The organism is Sphingobium sp. PAMC28499 (assembly GCF_004795815.1).
Classification (GTDB): domain Bacteria; phylum Pseudomonadota; class Alphaproteobacteria; order Sphingomonadales; family Sphingomonadaceae; genus Sphingobium; species Sphingobium yanoikuyae.
On record NZ_CP039248.1, the window covers coordinates 3,982,523 to 4,003,896 of the forward strand.

Consider the following 21,374-nt stretch of genomic DNA (forward strand, 5'->3'; position numbering starts at 1 on the left):
GCAGATGATTAAATGAAAGGACCGATCGATGAGCAGCAAGATCCTCTATTCCACCAGCGCCACCGCAACCGGCGGCCGCGACGGCAAGGCCGCAACCACCGATGGCAGCTTCGCGGTGACGCTGGGCACGCCCAAGGAACTGGGCGGCAATGGCCAGGGCAATAATCCCGAACAACTGTTCGCGTCGGGTTATGCCGCCTGCTTCCTGGGCGCGATGAAGTTCGCCGCGAGCCAGGACAAGGATCTGCCCCGCGTACCCGCCGACGCCAGCGTCACCGCCACGGTCGGCATCGGCCCGCGCAGCGACAAGGGCTTTGGCCTGGACGTCGCGCTGGAAATCAGCCTGCCGGGCGTCGACAAGGCTGCGGCCGAGGCGCTGGTCGCCGAAGCGGACACGATCTGCCCCTATTCGCACGCCACCCGCGGCAATATCGACGTGCGCCTCAGCGTCGCCTGACGCGCGGCGACCTGCCACAAAGAAAAAGGGCGGCCCGTGCAGGCCGCCCTTTTCATCATCAGCCGATCATCATCAGGCTGGCATTGCCGCCCGCGGCGGTCGTGTTGATGGAGGTCGACACTTCCTCCAGCAGCCAGTCGAGATGCCAGGCGCGCTCGTCGCCGGGCGCGGCGGCATGGACGGTGACGATCGGCCCATCCAGTTCGGCCACCGCCTGGGTTGCGGCGAGGATCTGGTCGGCGTCGCCCTCCACCAGCATCGCGGCAAAGGGCGCGTCGGGCTGGACGAGGAAATGGGCGGCGACGCTGGCGGGCAGGCCCTGTGGCAGCGGCGTCCCTTCGATCACCGCGCGATTGCCGGTTGCCAGCACGGCGGCCATCTGGGCCAGCAGGCCGCGCCGCGTGCCGGGACGCAGCAGCAGCAGGCCGCGCGGATGCAACGCATAGAGGTTGGTCTCGCCGACCGGGCCGGGCAGCGCCAGTTCGACGCCGAGCGCCGACGCATCGCCATAATGGCGCGCGACCGCCGCCGCCTCATGATCGTCCTGCGCTTCCAGCCAGCTGACGAAATCATGGATCGGCGAAGCGAGATAGCCGACCCGCTCGGCAAAGACCGGCGCGGTGCGGGTCAGGCGGCCGAGATAGAGCGGCCCGCCCGCCTTGGGTCCGGTGCCCGACAGGCCGCGCCCGCCGAACGGCTGAACCCCGACGATCGCGCCGATGACGTTGCGGTTCACATAGATATTGCCGGCCTTCACCCGCGCGGTGACGCGGGCCACCGTCTCGTCGAGGCGGGTGTGCAGGCCGAAGGTCAGGCCATAACCGGTGGCGTTGATCGCATCGACCAGCGCATCCATCCGCTCGCGGCGGAAGCGGATGACGTGCAGCACCGGGCCGAATATCTCGCGGCTGAGGTCGGCGATGCTGTCCAGTTCGATGATGGTCGGCGCGACGAAGGTGCCGTGCGCCGCCTCTTCGGGCAGTTCCTGCTGCTCGACCTTGCGGCCGAGCGCACGCATCGCGGCGATATGCTGTTCGATGCCCGCCTTCGCCTCGGCGGTGATGACCGGGCCGGTATCGACCGCGAGCCGATCGGTGCGGCCGATGCGCAATTCCCTGAGCGCGCCCTTCAGCATGGTGAGGGTGCGATCGGCGACATCTTCCTGCAGGCACAATATGCGCAGCGCCGAACAGCGCTGGCCGGCGCTGTCGAAGGCGGAGGCGATGACGTCGGCCACCACCTGTTCCGCCAGCGCCGAACTGTCGACGATCATCGCATTCTGGCCGCCGGTCTCGGCGATCAGCGGGATCGGCTTGCCCGCGGGCGAGAGGCGGGTGGCGAGTTGGCGCTGGATCAGCCGGGCGACCTCGGTCGAGCCGGTGAACATGACGCCCGCCGTTTCCGGCGCGGCGACCAGCGCGGCGCCGATGCGACCGTCGCCGGGCAGCAGTTGCAGCGCATCGCCGGGCACGCCGGCTTCATGCAGCAGGCGCACGGCTTCGGCGGCGATCAGCGGGGTTTCCTCGGCGGGCTTGGCCAGCACCGGATTGCCCGCGACCAATGCGGCCGCGACCTGTCCGGTGAAGATGGCGAGCGGGAAGTTCCAGGGGCTGATGCAGACAATCGGTCCCAGCGGCGCCTGGTCCGGGGCAAAGGTGGTGCGCGCCTGCGCCGCATAATAGCGCAGGAAGTCGATCGCCTCGCGCACTTCGGCAATGGCGTTGGGCAGCGACTTGCCCGCTTCGCGCATGATGAGGCCGAGCAGCACCGGCATCCGGTCCTGCATCGCGTCGGCCGCCCGATCCAGCATGGCGGCACGATCGGCGACGGGCGTGTTGGGCCAGCAGGCGTTGGCGGCGCGGATCGCGGCGGCGCGAGCATGATCCGCGCTCGCTTCCCAGACGGTGCCGACAATGTCGCGATGGTCGGCGGGGTTGCAGACCGGGCGCACTTCCCCTTCCCCGCCTTCGGGCCCTTCCCCGCCCTCGGGCGCGGCGGTCCAGGCGATGGTGGCGCTGTGCTGCAGCGCCTGTGTCAGCTTAGCTAGCGCGCCTTCATCGCTGAGGTCGATGCCATCGGAATTTCGGCGATCGGGATAGAGGCCGGCGGGCGCGGCGATCTGGTCATGCCGGGCGCCGGGATGTGGCATGGCGCGAACGATCTCGACCGGGTCGGCGATCATCTCCTCGATCGAGACATCGGGGTCGGCGATGCGGTTGACGAAGCTGCTGTTCGCGCCATTTTCCAGCAGGCGGCGGACGAGATAGGCGAGCAAGGTCTCATGCGTGCCGACCGGCGCATAGATGCGGCACGGACGGTCGAGCTTGTCTTTGCCGACGACCTGTTCATAGAGCGGCTCGCCCATGCCGTGCAGGCACTGGAACTCATATTTGCCGATCGCGAAGTCCGGCCCGGCCATCTGGTAGATGGTGGCGAGCGTCTGGGCATTATGCGTCGCGAACTGCGGAAAGACGGCGTCGGGTGCGGCCAGCAGTTTCCTGGCGCAGGCGACATAGGCGACGTCGGTATGGACCTTGCGGGTATAGACCGGGAAATCGGCGAGGCCATCGACCTGCGCCCGCTTGATCTCCGCATCCCAATAGGCGCCCTTGACCAGACGCACCATCATCCGGCGATCGGCGCGGCGAGCGAGATCGATGATCCAGTCGATGACGAAGGGGCAGCGCTTGCCATAGCCCTGGACGACGAAGCCCAGGCCATTCCAGCCGGCAAGATCGGGGTCGAGCGTCAGGCTTTCGAGCAGGTCGAGCGAGAGTTCGAGCCGGTCGGCTTCCTCCGCGTCGATGTTGAGGCCGATGTCGTAGCGCTTCGAGAGCAGCGCAAGCTGCTTCACCGCCGGCAGCAATTCATCCATCACCCGGTCGGCCTGCGCCCGGACATAGCGCGGATGGAGCGCCGACAGCTTGATCGAGATGCCGGGGCCGGCATAGATGCCGCGACCGGCCGACGCCTTGCCGATGGCGTGGATCGCCTTTTCATAATCGGCATAATAGCGCGCGGCGTCGGCGGCCGTGGTCGCCGCCTCGCCCAGCATGTCATAGCTATAGGCGAAGCCCTTGGCCTCCAGTTCCTTGGCGCGCTTGACCGCTTCCTTGATCGTCTCGCCGGTGACGAACTGTTCGCCCATCATCCGCATGGCGAGGTCGACGCCGCGCCGGATCACCGGTTCGCCGGCACGGGCGACCAGGCGGGCGAGCGCTGCCGCCAGACCGCGATCATCGACGCTGCCGACCAGCTTGCCGGTGACGACCAGGCCCCAGGTCGCGGCGTTGACGAACAAAGACTTGCCGCCGCCCAGATGCGAACTCCAGTCGCCGTCGGCGATCTTGTCGCGAATGAGGGCGTCGCGCGTGTCATTGTCGGGGATGCGCAGCAGCGCTTCGGCAAGGCACATCAGCGCCACGCCCTCCTGACTGGAGAGCGAATATTCCTGGACCAGCCCCTCCACCCCGGTGCCCTTGTGATTGGCGCGCAGGGTGGTGACCAGATGGCGCGCCGTGTCCGCCACGGCGGCACGCGTGGCGTCGGGCAGGGTCGCCGCGTCGAGCAGCGGGGCAAGGCACTCGGCCTCATCGCGGCGATAGGCGGCGGTGATCGCCCGGCGCAGCGGCGACTGGTCGCGGATGGCGGGGGCAAAGGCGGCAAAGGGATGCTGGTCGGTCATGCGACCAGAATATCCGATCGGCGCATTTCATTCCGTCTTATGAATGCCCCGATAAATGCCAAAGTGACTTATTAATGGCGGCATGATAGGAAAATTGCATGAGCAACAAGCCCGCTATGGTCGAAATGGATGAGTTCGACCGGCGTATCATCGCCGCGCTGGTCGAGGATGGCCGCATGACCGTGACCGATCTGGCCGCCAGCGTCGGCCTGTCCAAGACACCCTGCCAGGTGCGGTTGAAGCGGTTGCAGGAGAGCGGCGTCATTCGCGGCTTTCGCGCGATCGTCGATCCGGCCAAGCTGGGGATGGACCATGTCGCCTTTACCGAGGTGAAGCTGAGCGACACGCGGGAGAGCGCGCTGCGCGAGTTCAATGCGGCGGTAAGGCGCATCCCGGAGGTCGAGGAATGCCATATGCTGGCGAGCAATTTCGACTATCTGCTGAAGGTCCGCACGTCCGATATTCGCCGCTATCGCATGGTGCTGGGCGAGAAGATTTCCGCCCTGCCCCATGTCGCCAGCACATCGACCTTCGTGGCGATGGAGACGGTGCTGGAGTCCGGCAGCAAGCGGCCGCGCCGTTAACGCGGGACCGAAGGCCCTTCTACCCGGATGCCGCGCCGCTGAAGCTCGGCCCGCGCCGCCTTCTGATGCGGGGTCAGGCGATGATAGTCGGTGGTCGAACGCCAGATGTCGAGCACATCCTGATCGCTGCGAAACGCGACGTCAGCCTCTGCATTGGCATAGTCCTGCAGACGATATTTCCTCGGCGCTTTTTCGATCACCCGTCATCCCTTTCGCGGGAGACGTAGCGGATTTTACGTAAAAGCCGCGTGATGGCCATCACGCGGTTAAGGCGTGTTAATCAAACAGGGTCAGCGGCACGGCGTCACCCATGGCGCGATAGCCGGCCGGATTGGGATGGAGCGCGTCACCGCCATCATAAGCAGGCCGCAGCCGGTCGGGGCGCGCGGGATCGCGGGTGGCGCGGTCGAAATCGACCAGCCCGTCGAAATGGCCCGGCGTGCGTATCCAGGCATTGACCGCCTGCCGGTCCGCCTCATTCTGGGCATCGGCATGATAATAGTCATTGCCGACAAAGGGCATGATGGTGGCGCCGATCACCTTGATCCCGCGCGCATGGGCGCGGGCGATGATCTGGCGATAGGCGCCGATGATGCGGGCGACATGGGCCTTGTGACCCTCGACACTGACGGGCGCGTCGCGGGTCAGGGTGCCAAGATCATTGACGCCTTCCAGCAGGACCAGATGGGTGACGCCGGGCTGGGCCAGCACATCGCGGTCGAGCCGGGCAAGCGCATTGGGGCCAAGGCCGTCGTTCAGCAGGCGGTTGCCGCCGATCCCCTGATTGACGACGGCGATGTCGCGGCGCTTGGGGTCCGCCTGCAACCGCTGGGCAAGCCGGTCGGTCCAGCGATCATTGCCGTTGGTGGTCGATCCCTTGCCATCGGTGATGGAATCGCCGAGCGCCACGACCAGCCGTGCGGGCGCGCAGCGCTCGACCTCCAGCGCGGCGAGATTGAACCAATGATCGAACGAGGCGGCGCCCGCCATCGCCGTGTCGGTCAGATGATCGCCGGGCAGATGCCAGGAGGTGGCGCGCGAGCCGGGATGCGAAGTCTGTTCCGGTTCGCCCTGATAGCGGATGGTGACGGCGATATTGTCGAGCGCGGCGACCGGCAGCGATACCGGGTCGGAGAGATAATCCGCACCGGCCGGCACGATCAGATCCGGGCTACCATCGAAGCGCAGCGAAATGAGCGTGCCGGGATCGATCGCCGGCGATGTGCTGGCGGGGGCGCGGGCGATGCTGACGCCGGCGATATGGAGCGGCGCGGTGCCGGCAAGGTTGGAGATGCGCACCCGAAGCCGGTCGCCGGCGATCGAGGGGCGGACGATCTGGCGCAGCGACTGGTCCTTGAGCGTGCCGGCGGGCAGTGCCGCGTCGCCGGTCGGGCGGAATTGCGAGGAGGCCCAGCCCGATACCCAGGTCGGCGTGCAGGTCTTTGCCATGGCGGGCTGGGCCAGCAGCATTGCCAGCGGCAGGCTGGCGAGCAAGGGGCGGATCATCGGCTTCCTTTCGGTCGGGGATGGCGGGCGGCGCGTCCCCAAAATGGGCATATGAGGATCACGGTATCGAAGTTCACAGTGTCGTGCGGCAGGCGTTGACGCATTTCCGCGCCTTTCCGGGCCGGCCGCGACCTGCGACGCGCCGGTGACGCGACACCAGGGTCATGGCCACGCGCCAGTGACGCGCCCATGAGGCGACAGGGACGCGACGATCGGGTCACGACGAGGTCATGGCAAAGGCGTCCGCGAAGACGGGTTCATGGCCAAGGGTAGACCAAATATCCTCCAACATTGGAAGGCCCCTGCCCTATGCCAAGCCGCGGTCCCAACGACTTCCAAGAAAAAGGGCCGGCGTTGCCGCCGGCCCTGTCAGTGCATCCCTGGGGGAGGATCAGAAGTTGGCCCGGATACCGGCCAGCACGGTGCGGCCGGGATAATAGACCGAATAGGCCGCGTTCGAATATTCGAAGGTGGTGCGGATCGGCTCGTCCGTGATGTTCAGCACATCGAGCGTCAGGCGCAGCGCCTTGTTGAAGAAGGGCAGCTGATAGCCGGCCGACATGTCGAGCTGGCCACGGGCGTCGGACTTGCGGTCGGCGCCGTTGATGCCGTTCTGCGGACCGTTCACGGCGATCGCCTCGTCATTCCAGACATAGTTCACGCTGACCGACAGACCGCCATTTTCATAGAAGCCCTGCAGGTTGTAGCTCCAGGGCGACACGCCGGTCGCGACCAGGCCCGACGAGGAGGACTGCTTGAGATAGGTGCCGTTGGCCGAGAAGCCGAGGCCCTTTACCAGGAAGTCGAGCGGCTGCACCCAGGTCGCTTCGATACCCTTGATCTTGAGATCGCGCAGGTTGACCGGGCGGTTCACGGTGATCGGCAGCTGAGCGACCGGGATGCCGGTCTGGAGCGACCGGTCGTTGAGGGCGTTCTGCTGCGTCGAGATCAGGCTGTCGAACGGAATGTTGAGCGACCCGAAGGCAACCTGTTCGGAGGTGGTGACGGTGAAGCCCTGGATATTCTTCATGAACAGCGACACGCCGACATAACCGATGCCGCCGGTGTAGATTTCGCCGCCCAGGTCATAATTGTCCGAGGTGTAGGGCTTGAGGTTCGGGTTGCCCGCCGTGGCGGTCAGCGCCGAAGGATCGGAGAAGGTGATGCCCGGCAGGATCGCGCCGGCATCCGGGCGGGTCATCGTCCGCGAGGCCGAGGCACGCAGCTTCACATTGTCGGCGACATCATAGGTCAGGTTGATCGACGGCAGGAAATTTTCGTAGGTCGAGGACGAGGTGATGTCGACGATCTCCGTACCGACCTGGCTCGGCCCGACCACCAACTGGTCGGTGTGGGCGTAGCGCATGCCAGTGTTGATGTGCAGGTCGCGGCCGGCAATGGTGGTGACGCCGTTCAGTTCGAAATAGGCGCCCCAGACCTTTTCATCCATGTCGCCGGTCGCACCGCCAGTGACGGCACCGCGTGCTTCGGGCGCGCTGTCGCGATAGCTGGCATAGTTGGTGGCCTGCTTGAGCGCATCGAAGTCCGGCACGATGAAGCCGGCGGTCGAGGAGCTGCGCAGATATTGGGCGATGGCGCTGGTCGGCACGGTGCCGGTGGCGCCAGTGCAGCCAGTGCCGCAGACCGACAGCTGATAGGCGGTGCTGTTGTCATAGGCGCGGATCGAACGGGTCGCCTGATCATAGGCGCCGCCGACCTTCACGTTGAACATGTCGTCGCCATAGGTCACGTCGAGATGCGCCCCCTTGGTCTCGGTCTTGCGACGGACCAGCTGGATATTCTGGCGATACCATTGCCAGCTGCCGTTGTTGGGATCGTTGAGGTCGAGATTGCTGGTGATCGACGGATAGTCGCCACCGGTATTGTCATAATAGGTTTCGACGCCCGACTGCGGCGTGGTCTGGAACGCCCAGGTCGGCTGTTCGCGGAAGAAGCGGCTCTTCGACCAGTTGGCGCTGAGGTCGACCTTCAGATCCTCGGTCGGCTGCCAGCTGACGCTCGGGTTGACGTTCCAGAATTTGGTCGTCTGCTTGAACAGGCTGGCTTCGAGGAAATAGGAGGAGTTGGCGAAGGTGCCGCTGGTGACGACGCCATTGTCATCGACGGTCAGGTCGATCGGCACCATGCCGCCGGTCGACTGGGCACTGGTGCCCGGCCCCGAGTTGCGGACCTGCCAGTTCATGTTGACCTTGCTGTAGTCGCGCTTGGACTTGGCCCAGATGCCGTCCAGGGCGAAATGCAGCTCGTCCGACGGGCGCCATTCGAGCGAGGCCAGCGCCGAGATGCGCGAGCGATCGCCTTCGGTCAGGCTCTTGCGGCCAAGACGCGGGATCAGCGCGGTGCTGAGCTGGTCGCGGGTCAGGCCCGAAGTGGCGACGACATCGACCGGCTGGCCGACGACCAGGCCATGGCCGGTATTGTTGGGAACGACCGAGGCCCAGGAGAAATTATTGCCGCCGGCGTCGCCGGTGCCGAGATTACCGTCGGTCCAGCCGACCGATTCAAAGCCATCGACGCGGGTCTTGGTCTTCACGCCGGCAACGCCGACGAGGATGCCGAACGTGTCAGTGGTGTGGCTGGCGACGATCGCGCCGCGCGGGCTGAACTTGTCGTTATTGTCGGTATATTGGCCCTGCGCCACGACGGTGACATGGGTGCCTTCCTTGTCGAAGGGACGGGCATTGCGCAGGTTGACGGTGCCGGCGATGCCGCCTTCGAGCGTCGAGGGCGACGGGCTCTTGGCGAGGTCGAGGCGGGTGAAGAGTTCCGACGGGAAGAAGTCGAGATCGACTTCGCGGTTGGCGCTGCCGCCGTTGGTGCCGCCATCCGATGCGACCTGAAGCTGCGAACCGTTGAGCAGCACGCGAGTGAAGCTGGGGCCAAGGCCGCGGATCGCGACCTGGGTGCCTTCACCGTTGATGTCGCGGTTGAGGCGCACGCCGGGCATGCGGTTCAGCGTTTCAGCGAGGTTGGTAGCGGGCAGCTTGCCGATATCTTCGGCGAAGATGGAGTCGCCGAAGGCAACCGCATTCTTCTTGGCGTTGGTGGCGCTTTCCAGCGAGGCGCGGATACCGGTGACGACGATGTCGGCGGTTTCGCTGTCCTGCGGCGCAGCGGCGGTTTCGGCCGGTGCAGCGGCATCCTGCGCAGCGGCGGCCTGGGCCAGGCCCAGCGCACCGAAGGCGGATGCGGCGAACAGGGCCGCACGGATATTATGGTGGCGTGAAACGTTCATACAACCTCTCCCCGAGCGCTGCCCCCGACTATCCGGTGGGCGCATCTGGTAGCGCTATCAGATGCAGACCAATAAAGTGCCCGTCCCAATTGTCAAGATATGGGACGGGCGAAAATGGTAACGTTATTAATTTTCAGCGGACTGTGGCATTTGTGCTGATGACGGCCTGCGCCGCGGTCAGGCCCGGTGCGCTGGCGCGGACGGTCACCCGCCCCTTCTCGCCCGGCTTGGCCTTCACGATCACTAGCGCCAGGCCATTGAAAGCCTTGCGATCTTTCGACGGAAAGGCAGTCAGATCGGTCGGGTCGCCATTGTCGGTGGCAATGATCTCGCCCGGTCCCTCGATCGAGAAGCGGATTTCCTGCTTGGCGGCAGGGACGACATTGCCGTCCTTGTCGAGGACCTTGAGCGTCACGAAACTGAGGTCGCGGCCGTCATCGGCGATGGCGCTGCGATCGGCGGTCAGCGACAGTTTCGCCGCCTCGCCCACGGTGCGGATCATCTCGGTTGCCCAGGGCTGGCCCTTCTTCCAGGTGACGACCTTCACCTCGCCCGGTTCATAGACGACATAATCCCAGCGGAAGCGATATTCATAGTCGCGCTTCTTGACCTTGCCCTGCGACTTGCCGTTGACGAACAGTTCCGCCTCGTCGGCCGAGGAGAAGACATGGACCGGCGTGATCTGGCCGACGCGGTCAGGCCAGGTCCAGTGCGGCAGGATATGCGCGAATTTGAGGTCGGGCCGCCAGCGCGCCTGGTAGAGCCAGAAGCGATCCTTGGGGAAGCCGGCAAGATCGAGGATGCCGGAATAGCTGCTGCGCGACGTGTAATAGGGGGTCGGTTCGCCGAGATAATCGAAGCCGGTCCAGACAAATTCGCCCGCGACATAGGGGTTCTGGTCATCGGCGGCCCAGACCCGGTCGGGCGAGGAGCCGAAATCGGCGGCGTGCATCTCATAGGCGGACACCTGATGCGTGTCGGGATTGCCGCCCGACCAGGGGCGGACCGGGCCGCTGATCGCGCCGGCGACCGGGAACATATATTCGCCGCGGCTGGAAAGGGCCGAGGCGCTCTCGGTGGACAGGATGAGCTTGTCCGGGAATTTCGCGCGGAAGGCGGGATATTGGCCGACGATGCCGCGAATGCCGGCGCCCTGATAATTGAGGCTGATGACGTCCACGGTGGTGGGCAGCAACATGTCCGCCTTGGCATAGTTCATCGCGCTGGTGGCGGGGCGGGTCGGATCTTCCTGATGCGCGATGGCGACCAGTTCGCGGCCGATCTTGGCGCCCGGCTCGCCATCATATTGCTCCCCGACCTCGTTGCCGATGCTCCAGATGATGATCGAGGGATGGTTGCGGTCGCGGCGCAGCATGGCGCGCGCGTCGGCCTCATGCCAGTCCGGGAAGATCAGGTGGAAATCGTGCGGGGTCTTCTTCTTCTCCCAGCTGTCGAACACCTCGTCCATCACCAGGAAGCCCATGCGGTCGGTGAGTTCGAGCAGTTCGGGCGCGGGCGGGTTGTGGCTCATGCGCACCGCGTTGGTGCCCATGTCGCGCAGGATTTCGAGCTGGCGTTCGGCCGCGCGGGCGTTGAAGGCGGCGCCGAGTGCGCCAAGGTCATGATGATTGTTGACGCCGCGCAGGGGGATCTGCTCGCCATTGACGATCACGCCCTTGTCGGGATCGAACTTGATGTCGCGCACGCCGAAGCGGGTTTCATAGCTGTCAATCAGCTTGCCGCCCTGGGTCACGGTGGAGACGGCGACATAGCGATTGGGCGCCTGCGTGGGCGGCGGCCCCCACAGGCGCGGGTTGCTGAGGATCGTGCTGCCCTTCAGCTCCGCCTTGCCATGGGGGGCGATGCTGGTCGATTGGCGGGCGATGCTGGCGACCGGGCGGCCGATGCGCTTGCCGCTGGCGTCGATCGCATAGAGGGCTGTCGCGACCTCGACCTGCGCCGGGATGTCGCCGTCATTGTCGAGGGTGAGGCTGAGGTCCACGCTGGCCTGCGCCTTGCTGACCTGCGGCGTGCGGACGATGCTGCCCCACTGGCCGACATGGACCTTGTTGGTGGTGGTGAGATAGATGTCGCGATAGAGGCCGCCGCCCGGATACCAGCGCGCCGAGGCCTGGGGATTGTCGAGCCGGATCACCAGCTGGTTCTGGCCGCCCGGCACCGCATAGGGGGTAAGGTCGAGGCGGAAGCTGTTATAGCCATAGGGCCAGCCGCCGACGAGCTTTCCATTGAGCCAGACGGTGGCGTATGACATCGCCCCTTCGACATCCAGGAAGATCGACTTGCCCTTGTCGCTGGCGGGGATGGTCAGCGCCTTGCGATACCAGCCAATGCCCCAGCTGGGAAGGCGGCCCATGCCGCCATAGGGGCCATCCTTGATGAACGGGCCGGCGATCGCCCAGTCGTGCGGCAGGTCGACATGGGTCCAGCCGCTGTCGTCGAAGCCGGGCTGGACATAGGCGACGGTGCCGCCCGGATTGCCGGCGGGACGGGCGTGATGCCTGGCGGGATCGGCGATGAAGGGATTGGCGCTGGGCAATATCCAGGGCTTGAGCACGCGCGCGCCGCTGTCGTCCACCTGCACCGCCGCGTCGGGGCGGGCGTCGGCCACCTTGCCGTCGCCGGCATCCTCGATCTGCGGACGGACATCATAGCGCAGATCCTCGGTCAGGCCGGCGGGATCTCCCTTGGTGAAGCGCCAGTCGCGGCTGATCGAGACGCTGTCGCGCGGCGCGGCCAGCAAGGTCGCAGGGCTGAGCAGGCAGGAGGCGAGCAGGATGGTGCGCAGGGTCTTCATCAGGGGCTCCGTCAGAGCTGGGCGAGCGCGGCGCGGGCACCGTCGGCTTCGAGAATGGCGAGCCAGCGGATCAGCGCGGCGCGGAAGGCGGCATTGCTGGCAAGGTCGGCGGGCACCACGGCGTCGAAGGCCAGGATCGCGTCGACACGGGCTTGCGTAGAGGGTGCGTCGGCCAGCCGGGCGGTGATGGCGGCGGCGAGCGGATCGTCGACGACATGGGCTTCGCCCCGGTCATCGACGCCGGCCTGCCAGCGGACCCAGGCGGCGGCGGCGAGCGACAGGGCATCGATCCCCTGCCCTGCCGACAGCCGCGCGGCGATGGTGGCGAGCAGGCGCTGGGGCAGCTTTTGCGATCCGTCCATCGCGATCTGGCGGGTGCGATGCTGCAGGGTCGGGTTGTCGAAGCGCGCCATCAACTCGCGGCGATAGGCGGCGACATCCAGTTCGGGCAGCGGCGACAGGGTGGTCTGCGCTTCGTCCCACAGACTTTCGACGAAATGCCGGGCTTCGGGCAGCGCGAGCACTTCATGGACATGGTCGATGCCGGCGAGGCCGCCGAGATAGGCGATGCCGCTATGCGCGCCGTTGAGCAGGCGCAGCTTCGCCTCCTCCCAGGGGGCGACGGCGGCGGTGACCTGAACCCCCGCGCCGAAATCCGGGCGCGGGCCGCAGAATTTATCCTCGATCACCCATTGCAGGAAGGGTTCGGTCTTGACCATGGCCTGATCCTCGACGCCGAGCCGGGCGGCGAGCGCGGCGATGTCGGCGTCGGTGGTGGCGGGGACGATGCGGTCGACCATGGTTTCGGGGAAGGCCCCTTCCGCCGCGATCCAGTCGGCCAGTGCCGGGTCGTGCCGGGCAGCGAGCGCCAGCACGGCGTTGCGCAACCGGGTGCCGTTGTGCGGCAGATTGTCGCAACTGATCGCGGTGAAGGGCGGCAGGCCCGCGGCGCGGCGCGCGGCGAGCGCGGCGACGAGGAAGCCGGGCGCGGTCTGCGGCGCGGCGAGCGAGGCAAGGTCGGCGGCGAGTTGGGGATCGTCCTCGATCAGGGCGCCGGTCGCCGGATCGAGCTTATAGCCCTTCTCGGTCACGGTGAGGGTGACGATATGGGTGTCGGGCGCGGCGAGCGCGGCGACCAATGCGGCCGGGTCTTCCGGCGCGACCAGTACCTCGCTCACTACACCGATGATGCGCGCCTGCTCGGCCGATCCGTCGCGCACCAGCATGGTGTAGAGGCAGTCCTGCGGCATCATCTGGTCGCGCACGCCGGGTGAGCGCAGCGACGCGGCGATCACGCCCCAGCGCAGGTCGCCGGCGGTCAGCGCATCATCGAAGATGACCGCCTGATGCGCGCGGTTGAAGGCGCCGATGCCGAGATGGACGACGCCGGGGCGGACCGCCGCGCGATCATAGCCGGGACGGACGATATCGGCGGGCAGGCCGGCGAGCGTGGCGGACGATAGACGGGTCACGGGATCAGGCAGCCTCTTGCGAGAGAGTCACGGGCGCATAGCGCGGGACGATAAGGTGCAGCACCAGCAGCGCCAGCAGATAGGCACAGGATGCGACGATGAAGATCGGCTGGAAGCTGCCGACGGTTTCCAGGATGATGCCGGCGAACTTGGCCATCAGCATGCCGCCGATCGCGCCGGCAAGACCGCCAAGGCCGACCACCGACCCCGCCATCCAGCGCGGGAAAAGATCGCCCGGCAGCGCATAGACATTGGCCGAAAACCCCTGATGCCCGGCGCAGGCGAGGCCGATCAGGCCGACCGCGATCCACATATTGGGCGCCTGTGCGGCGAAGGCGATCGGCAGGGCGCAAAGCCCGGCGCAGAACATCGCCGTCTTGCGGGCGCGGTTGATGGCCATGCCCCGGCCCATCAGCCGCGACGACAGCCAGCCGCCCGCGACCGAGCCGACATCGGCCAGCAAATAGACGGCGATCAGCGGCGGGCCGAAGTCCAGCATCTTCACGCCATATTGCTTGTTAAAGAAATCGGGCAGCCAGAAGAGGAAGGTCCACCAGACCGGATCGATCAGGAAACGCGAGGTCATATAGGCCCAAGTCTGGCGATAGCGGAACAGGGTGCGCCACTTGACCGGACGGGCCGGTTCCTGCGGGTCCGCCTCGATCCAGGCCAGTTCCTGCGCGCTCAGCCCCTTCTTCTCGCGCGGGCGACGGTAGAAGGTCAGCCAGGCGGCGAGCCAGAAGACCGTCAGCAGGCCGGTGAGGATGAAGGCCCAACGCCAGCCCAGCGTGACCGCAATGACCGGGACGATCAGCGGCGTCAGGATCGCACCGACATTGGAGCCGGCATTGAAGATGCCGATGGCGAAGGCCCGTTCCTTCTTGGGGAACCATTCATTGGTGGCGGCGATCGCCGCCGGGAAGGTGCCGGCCTCGCCGATCGCCAGCGGAATGCGGGCGAACAGCATGCCGGCGGTCGAGGTGAAGAAGATGTGCATGACATGGCCGACGGTCCACAGGCCGACCGCCAGCGCATAGCCGGCCCGCGCGCCGATCCGGTCGATCAGCCGGCCGAAGGCGACATAGGCGATGCCGTATCCGGCCTGGAACCAGATGGCGAGATCGGCATAGCCGCTCTCGCTCCAGCCATAGCGGGCCTGCAGATCGGGCTTGAGCGTCGGCAGGACGAGCCGGTCGATATAGCTCAGCACCACCGCCGCAAAGAGCAGGCCGCAGACGATCCAGCGGACCTTTCCGGACGGTTTGGGAATCGTGGTCATTGGCCACTCCGACAATGTTTCGTCATTCCCGCGAGCGCGGGAATCCACCTCCGGACCTCGCGATTGGGGCTATGGCAGGAGATGGATCCCCGCTTTCGCGGGGATGACGGAGTGGAGTGGCCAAAGCAGGTCAAGCGATCACCAGTTGAACATGGTGCCGTCTTCGAGCCGGTTCACCGGCAGGAAGGCGCGATTATATTCATATTTGGCGGCCAGTTCCTCGTCGATGTCGACGCCCAGGCCCGGCTTGTCGCCCGGATGCATCGCGCCGTTTTCGAACGTGTAAGCATGGGGGAAGACGGCATCGGTCTCGGGCGTGTGGCGCATATATTCCTGCACGCCGAAGTTCGGGACGCTCAGGTCGAAATGGAGCGCGGCGGCCATGCAGACCGGCGACAGGTCGGTCGCGCCGTGGCAGCCGGTGCGGACCTGATAGAGATCGGCCAGGTTCGCGATCTTGCGCAGATGGCTGATGCCGCCGGCATGGACCACGGTGGCGCGGATATAGTCGATCAACTGGTTCTGGATCAGTTCGCGGCAATCATGGATCGAGTTGAAGATCTCGCCCACCGCCAGCGGCGTGGTGGTGTGCTGGCGGATCAGCTTGAACGCGTCCTGATTTTCAGCCGGGGTCGCATCTTCCAGCCAGAAGGGCCGATATTGTTCCAGATCCTTGCCCAGGCGACCGGCCTCGATCGGGGTCAGGCGATGATGGATGTCGTGCAGCAGATGCACGTCCCAGCCCAGCGCTTCGCGTGCGGCCTTGAACAGTTCGGGGACGACGCGGAGATATTTGCTGGTGTTCCAGACATTTTCGGTCGGCAGGTCGGCGTCGGCGGGTTCGTAGAAATATTTGTCCTTCGACACGCCATAGGTCGACGCCATGCCGGGGACGCCGCACTGGATGCGGATCGCCTTGTACCCCTGCGCCTGATATTCCAGCGCGACCTTGACCGTATCCTCGATCGTCGTGCCATTGGCATGGCCATAGACCATGACGCTTTCGCGGCTGGCGCCACCGAGCAGCTGATAGACCGGCAGGCCGGCAATCTTGCCCTTGATATCCCAGAGCGCGGTATCGACGGCGGCGATGGCCGACATCGTCACCGGGCCGCGGCGCCAATAGGCGCCCTTGTAGAGATATTGCCAGATATCCTCGATCTGGTGCGCGTCCCGACCGATCAGGCAGGGAATGACATGGTCCTGCAGATAGGAGGCGACGGACAGTTCGCGGCCGTTGAGGGTCGCATCGCCCAGACCATAGACGCCCTCTTCGGTCTCGATCTTGAGGGTGACGAAATTGCGGCCAGGGCAGGTAACGATGACCTTGGCGCCGGTAATCTTGGGCATGGATGCTCCCCTAAAACTGGTATGACCAATCATGGCCATAGGCGATAATCAAAATTCCTTCAACGATATTGGTCAGGCCAATACCGTCAGGCGATTTCCAATGTAACCGTCTGAAGCGTAGCGCTGTCCGGCCCGACCATGATGTCGAACAGGCCGGGTTCGACCACTTCGCGCATGTCGAGATTCCACAGCGCGAAGGCTTCGGGACCGATGGTCAGACGCACGGTGCGGCTTTCGCCGGGCGCCAGCGCGATCCGTTCGAAGCTCTTCAGTTCCTTGAGCGGGCGCGTGACCGAGGCGGTCTGGTCATGGACATAGAGCTGCACCACCTCCTCGCCCGCGACAGTGCCGACATTGCGGACATCAACCTCCACCGTCACGTCGCCGCCGACGCCGATGCGCGTCGCCGACAGGCGCGGCGGGCCGAAGGCAAATTTCGTGTAGCTGAGGCCGAAGCCGAACGGGAAAAGCGGACTGGCGTCGGCGAAGAGATAGCCGCGCCGCGAGGATGGTTTGCGGTTGTAGAAGATCGGGACCTGACCGGCGTCGCGTGCCACCGTGACGGGCAGCTTGGCCCCCGGATTGACGTCGCCGAACAATATGTCGGCCATGGCCGTGCCGCCCTCCTGCCCCGGATACCAGCATTCGATCAGCGCATTGGCGCCATCGACCACCGCGGGATAGCTGGGCGGGCGGCCGTTGATGGCGCAGACCACCACCGGCTTTCCGGTCGCCTTCATCGCGGCGAACAGATCATTCTGCTCACCGACCAGATCGAGGCTGGTGCGGTCGCCCAGATGGTTTTTGGCAAAGCCTTCGCGGCTGGTCTGTTCGGTGTCGCCGATGGCCAGCAGGATGATGTCGGCGGTCTTTGCGACCTCGACCGCTTCGGCGATCAGCTGGCGGTTCTTCGCCGGATCGGCCAGCAGCACTTCGTCCACCGAGCGATCCTCGCTCTGGGTGATGAAGACGCCCTGGGCGTGGACGATGTCCGCCCGGTTGCCGAGCTTCGCCCTGATGCCATCGAGCAGTGAAACCGCCTGGCGCGGGATCGAGGAATAGCCGCCCAGCCGCGCGATCGCGGCATTGGGGCCGATCACGGCCACCTTGCGATGGGCGCCGGGCTTGAGCGGCAGGATGCCGTCATTTTTTAGCAAGACAATCGACTTGTGCGCCGCCTTGAGCGCCAGAGCGCGCGCCTCCGCATTGCCGGTGAGCGCATCATAATCGGCGCGCGGCCAGGGATTTTCGAACAGGCCCGCGCGGAACTTGAGCGTCAACATGCGCGTGCAGGCGAGGTTGACGGCCTCAAGGGGCACTTTTCCGGCGCGGACCTGCTCCACGAGCGTGCGATAGGCCAGGCCATCGGGCAGCTCGCAATCGACCCCGGCGCGGAGCGCGGCACGGGCCGTCGCCTCCAGGTCGGGCTGGACATGGTGGATGGTGTCGAGTTCGGGGACGGCGCCATAGTCGCTGACCACGGCACCATCGAAATGCCATTCGCCGCGCAAAATGTCGCCGAGCAGCCATTTATTCTGGTGACTGGGGACACCGTCAATCTCGTTATAGCTGGGCATGACGGCGGCGATGCCGGTGCGCTTCACCACCTGACGGAAGGGCGGGAAGAAATTCTCGCGCAGTTCGCGCTCGCTAATCGGCGCGGGCGCGATATTCTCGCCCGCCTGCGGCTGGCCATGGCCGGTCATATGCTTGAGCGTGGCCATGACCTTGTCCGGGCCGATCTGCTTGCTCTCGCCCTGCAGGCCCAGCACGGCGGCGACGCCCATCTCGCCGCAGAGATAGGGATCCTCGCCAAAAGTCTCCTCGATCCGGCCCCAGCGCGGGTCGCGGGCAATGTCGACCACCGGCGAGAGGGCGAGATGGACGCCGCGCGCGCGGACCTCCCGAGCGATAACCGACTGGACATCGGTCATCAGCTGCCGGTCGAAGCTGCCGGCAAGGCCGATCGCCATCGGGAACATGGTGGCGTCGGTCGCCATGTAGCCGTGGAGTGATTCCTCGTGGAAGAGGATCGGGATACCGAGGCGGGTGTCCTCCACCGCCCATTTCTGGACGGCGTTGATGAAGGCGACGGTATCGGCCGGGGTGCGCCAGCGCGCGCCGACGCCACCGGCCTGGGTCGATCCATTGGGCGCGCCGCGCCGATCGGACGGGCGGGTGATCTGGCCGAAGCTGGCGGGATAGGCCTTGCTCGCCTTGGCTGGCGAGAAGGTGAGATCGTCCATGATGTCGGCCTTGGTCGCCCAGAGCGCGATGATCTGGCCGACCTTTTCCTCCAGGGTCATGCGGCCGAGCAGGTCGCGCACGCGCAGGTCGATCGGTGCGGTCGCATCCTTGTAGAGCGGACCGCCCTTCCCCTTCGCCGCCAGCGGGGCGGCGGCGAGCGCGGAGGTGGAGGCGAGCAGACCAAGGGCCTGGCGGCGGGCAAATCGGGTCGTCATCATGGCTTATTGCACCGTCAGGGTGGTGGACTGGAGCGCGACCGAGCTGTTGCCGGTCATGATCTCGAAATCGCCGGGTTCGACGACGCGGCGCATCTGGTCGTTCCACATCTGCAGCGCCTCGGGACCGACGGTGAAAGTGACGGTGCGGCTTTCGCCGGGTTTCAGCGTGACGCGCTGGAAGCCCTTCAGCTCCTTGACCGGGCGGGTGACCGAGCTGACCTTGTCGCGAATATAGAGCTGGACGACCTCGTCCCCTTCCCGCGCGCCGCTATTGCGGACATCGACCGAGACGCTGGTCTTGCCGCCAATGCCGATCTTCGTGGCGGACAGGCGCGGCGCCGACAGGCTGAAGCTGGTATAGCTGAGGCCGAAGCCGAAGGGATAGAGCGGGTCTATGGTGTCGAACAGATAGCCGCGCCGGGCCGAGGGCTTCATATTGTAGAAGAGCGGCAACTGGCCGGCCGAGCGCGGGACGGTGACAGGCAGCTTGCCGCCCGGATTGACATCGCCGAACAGGATGTCGGCCACGGCATTGCCGCCCTGCTCGCCCAGATACCAGCCTTCCAGGATGGCATTGGCCTGTTCGCTGACCTTCACCGTGGAAGCGGGACGGCCGTTGATGAGGACGACGGTGATCGGCTTGCCCAATGCCTTCAATGCATCGAACAGCTCCTGCTGCTCGCCGACCAGGTCGAGGCTGGGGCGGTCGCCCAGATGATTGTCGGCCCAGCCCTCGCGGCTCGACTGTTCGGTGTCGCCCAAGGTCAGGATGATGCGGTCGACATTGCGCGCCGCCTCGACCGCCTGCGCGATCAGCTTGCGGTTTTCAGCCGGGTCCGACTTGGTGACGCTGTCGGCCCACCAGTCGTCATCCTCGGTGATCTTGACGCCCTGGGCGAAGACGATGTTGGCCTTGGTACCGACCCGCGCCTTGATCCCTTCTAGGATGGAGACGCTGTGCGGCGGCTGGCCATAATAGCCGCCCAGCCGCGCGACCGCCGCGCTGGGGCCGATCACCGCGATCGTGCCTTCGGGCTTCAGCGGCAGCATGCCGTCATTCTTGAGCAGGGTGATGGAGCGCTGGGCCGCGGTGCGGGCGAGCGCGCGGGCATCTTCATTATTGGTGATCGCGGCCGCCGCATTGGCGTCGGCATAAGGATTTTCAAACAGGCCGGCGCGGAACTTCAGCTCCAGCATGCGCCGCACGGCGAGGTCGACCTTCGCCTCGCTGACCTTGCCCTCGCGCACCAGCTTGCCGAGCGTGGCATAGGACAGGCCTTCGGGCAGGTCCGCATCGACGCCGGCATCGAGCGCGCGCATCGCCGCCTTTTCCAGATTGGCGGCGATATGGTGGATGCTCATCAGCTGGTCGACGGCCGAATAATCGGAGACGACGGCGCCGCGAAAGCCCCACTCTTCCCGCAGGACATTGTCCAGCAGCCAGCGATTGGCGTGGCTGGGCACGCCGTCAATCTCGTTATAGCTGGCCATCACCGCCTCGATGCCGGTGCGCTTCACCACCTGTTCGAAGGGCGGAAAGAAATTCTCGCGCAGTTCGCGTTCCGACACCGGCGCCGGGCCGATATTGGTGCCGCTTTCGGGCTGGCCATGGCCGGTCAGATGCTTGAGCGTGGCGAAGACATGATTGGGCTGGAGCGTGCGCGAACGGCCAATACCCTGAAGCCCCTCCACCGCCGCAACGCCCATTTCGCCGACCAGATAGGGATCCTCGCCATAGGTTTCCTCGATCCGGCCCCAGCGCGGGTCGCGGGCGATATCGACCACGGGCGAGAGCACCATCGGCACGCCGCGCGCGCGAATTTCGCGGGCGATCACCTGATTGACCTGGCGCAGCATGGCCGGATCCCAGCTCGACGCCATGGCGATCGACTGCGGGAAGCTGGTGGCGCCAACGGCGGCATAGCCGTGCAGACCTTCCTCATGGAACAGGATCGGGATGCCGAGCCGGGTCTGCGTCATCGCCCATTTCTGCAGGCCGTTGACCAGCGCCACGGTGCGGCGCGGATCGCGACCGGGAACGACGCGCGGGCTGAAACTGCCACGACCGTCGGAAGGCCGGGTGAAATGACCGATGCCGTTGGGGAAGGTCGGGCTCAGCTTGCTGGGGTCCAGTTCGCCCTGCGCGTCCAGCAGCTTCACCTTGTCGGTCCAGACGGTGGTGATCTGGGCGACCTTTTCATCCAGCGTCATGCGCGCCAGCAGATCATCGACGCGCGCCTCGATCGGGGCGGACGCATCCTTGTAGAGCGGGCGGGCCGACTGGCCGGTCGCTGGTGCTGCCGTAACGGGCGTGAGCGGCGCCGCCATCACCAGCGACAGCGCTGATGCTGCGCACAAAAACTGAACTGACCGGATCACGACGCCCCTCTCCAATTTTGTCGCGGCTTTCCTTTTTGCTTGCCGCCGATCAACTGATAGCGTTACCATCACAACCCAAGAGCTGCTTGTCAATGCCACCGTTGGCAGTGCACCAAAAAATTGCCT

The 21,374-nt window shown here is 65.8% G+C and carries 12 protein-coding genes; 2 read left to right on the forward strand and 10 right to left on the reverse strand.

What is annotated here, in order from left to right; genetic code table 11:
- Window positions 1–28 precede the first annotated feature (28 nt).
- Entirely contained in the window at window positions 29–457 is a 429-nt protein-coding gene (locus E5554_RS18920; protein WP_004211445.1) for an organic hydroperoxide resistance protein, read from the forward strand.
- Window positions 458–515: 58 nt separating this feature from the next.
- Here E5554_RS18920 and putA read toward each other — a convergent pair whose 3' ends face one another.
- Entirely contained in the window at window positions 516–4,142 is a 3,627-nt protein-coding gene (putA, locus tag E5554_RS18925; protein ID WP_136187737.1) for a trifunctional transcriptional regulator/proline dehydrogenase/L-glutamate gamma-semialdehyde dehydrogenase, read from the reverse strand.
- 98 nt (window positions 4,143–4,240) lie between these two features.
- Here putA and E5554_RS18930 point away from each other — a divergent pair, with 98 nt between their 5' ends.
- Window positions 4,241–4,726, forward strand: coding sequence for an Lrp/AsnC family transcriptional regulator (locus E5554_RS18930; RefSeq protein WP_004211443.1), 486 nt, complete (start codon window positions 4,241–4,243; stop codon window positions 4,724–4,726).
- Here the strand turns inward: E5554_RS18930 and E5554_RS18935 are convergent.
- From E5554_RS18935 to E5554_RS18975, 9 genes are all read right to left on the reverse strand, one after another.
- Window positions 4,723–4,926, reverse strand: coding sequence for a hypothetical protein (locus E5554_RS18935; protein WP_017502196.1), 204 nt, complete (start codon window positions 4,924–4,926; stop codon window positions 4,723–4,725). The two genes, E5554_RS18930 and E5554_RS18935, sit on opposite strands and share 4 nt — an antisense overlap.
- 76 nt (window positions 4,927–5,002) lie before the next feature.
- Window positions 5,003–6,232: an SGNH/GDSL hydrolase family protein gene (locus E5554_RS18940; RefSeq protein ID WP_210729772.1), complete on the reverse strand. Its 1,230-nt coding sequence runs from the start codon at window positions 6,230–6,232 to the stop codon at window positions 5,003–5,005.
- 391 nt (window positions 6,233–6,623) lie between these two features.
- Window positions 6,624–9,488, reverse strand: coding sequence for a TonB-dependent receptor (locus E5554_RS18945; protein WP_136187738.1), 2,865 nt, complete (start codon window positions 9,486–9,488; stop codon window positions 6,624–6,626).
- Between the two features lie 133 nt (window positions 9,489–9,621).
- Window positions 9,622–12,303: a beta-galactosidase GalB gene (gene galB / locus E5554_RS18950; RefSeq protein ID WP_136187739.1), complete on the reverse strand. Its 2,682-nt coding sequence runs from the start codon at window positions 12,301–12,303 to the stop codon at window positions 9,622–9,624.
- Between the two features lie 11 nt (window positions 12,304–12,314).
- Complete coding sequence (locus E5554_RS18955) at window positions 12,315–13,775, reverse strand: mannitol dehydrogenase family protein (protein WP_136187740.1); 1,461 nt, start codon at window positions 13,773–13,775, stop codon at window positions 12,315–12,317.
- Window positions 13,776–13,779: 4 nt separating this feature from the next.
- On the reverse strand, window positions 13,780–15,054 hold the full coding sequence (locus E5554_RS18960; protein ID WP_136187741.1) for an MFS transporter: 1,275 nt from the start codon (window positions 15,052–15,054) through the stop codon (window positions 13,780–13,782).
- A 138-nt stretch (window positions 15,055–15,192) separates the two neighbouring features.
- Window positions 15,193–16,404, reverse strand: a complete 1,212-nt coding sequence (manD, locus tag E5554_RS18965) for a D-mannonate dehydratase ManD (RefSeq protein ID WP_136187742.1) — start codon at window positions 16,402–16,404, stop codon at window positions 15,193–15,195.
- A gap of 86 nt (window positions 16,405–16,490) precedes the next feature.
- Window positions 16,491–18,869 carry a glycoside hydrolase family 3 N-terminal domain-containing protein gene (locus tag E5554_RS18970; protein WP_136187743.1) on the reverse strand — a complete coding sequence of 793 codons (2,379 nt, stop codon included), beginning with the start codon at window positions 18,867–18,869 and terminating at the stop codon, window positions 16,491–16,493.
- A gap of 3 nt (window positions 18,870–18,872) precedes the next feature.
- The gene (locus tag E5554_RS18975; RefSeq protein ID WP_247594450.1) at window positions 18,873–21,197 is read right to left on the reverse strand and encodes a glycoside hydrolase family 3 N-terminal domain-containing protein; all 2,325 of its coding nucleotides are present in this window, start codon (window positions 21,195–21,197) and stop codon (window positions 18,873–18,875) included.
- Window positions 21,198–21,374: the final 177 nt, after the last annotated feature.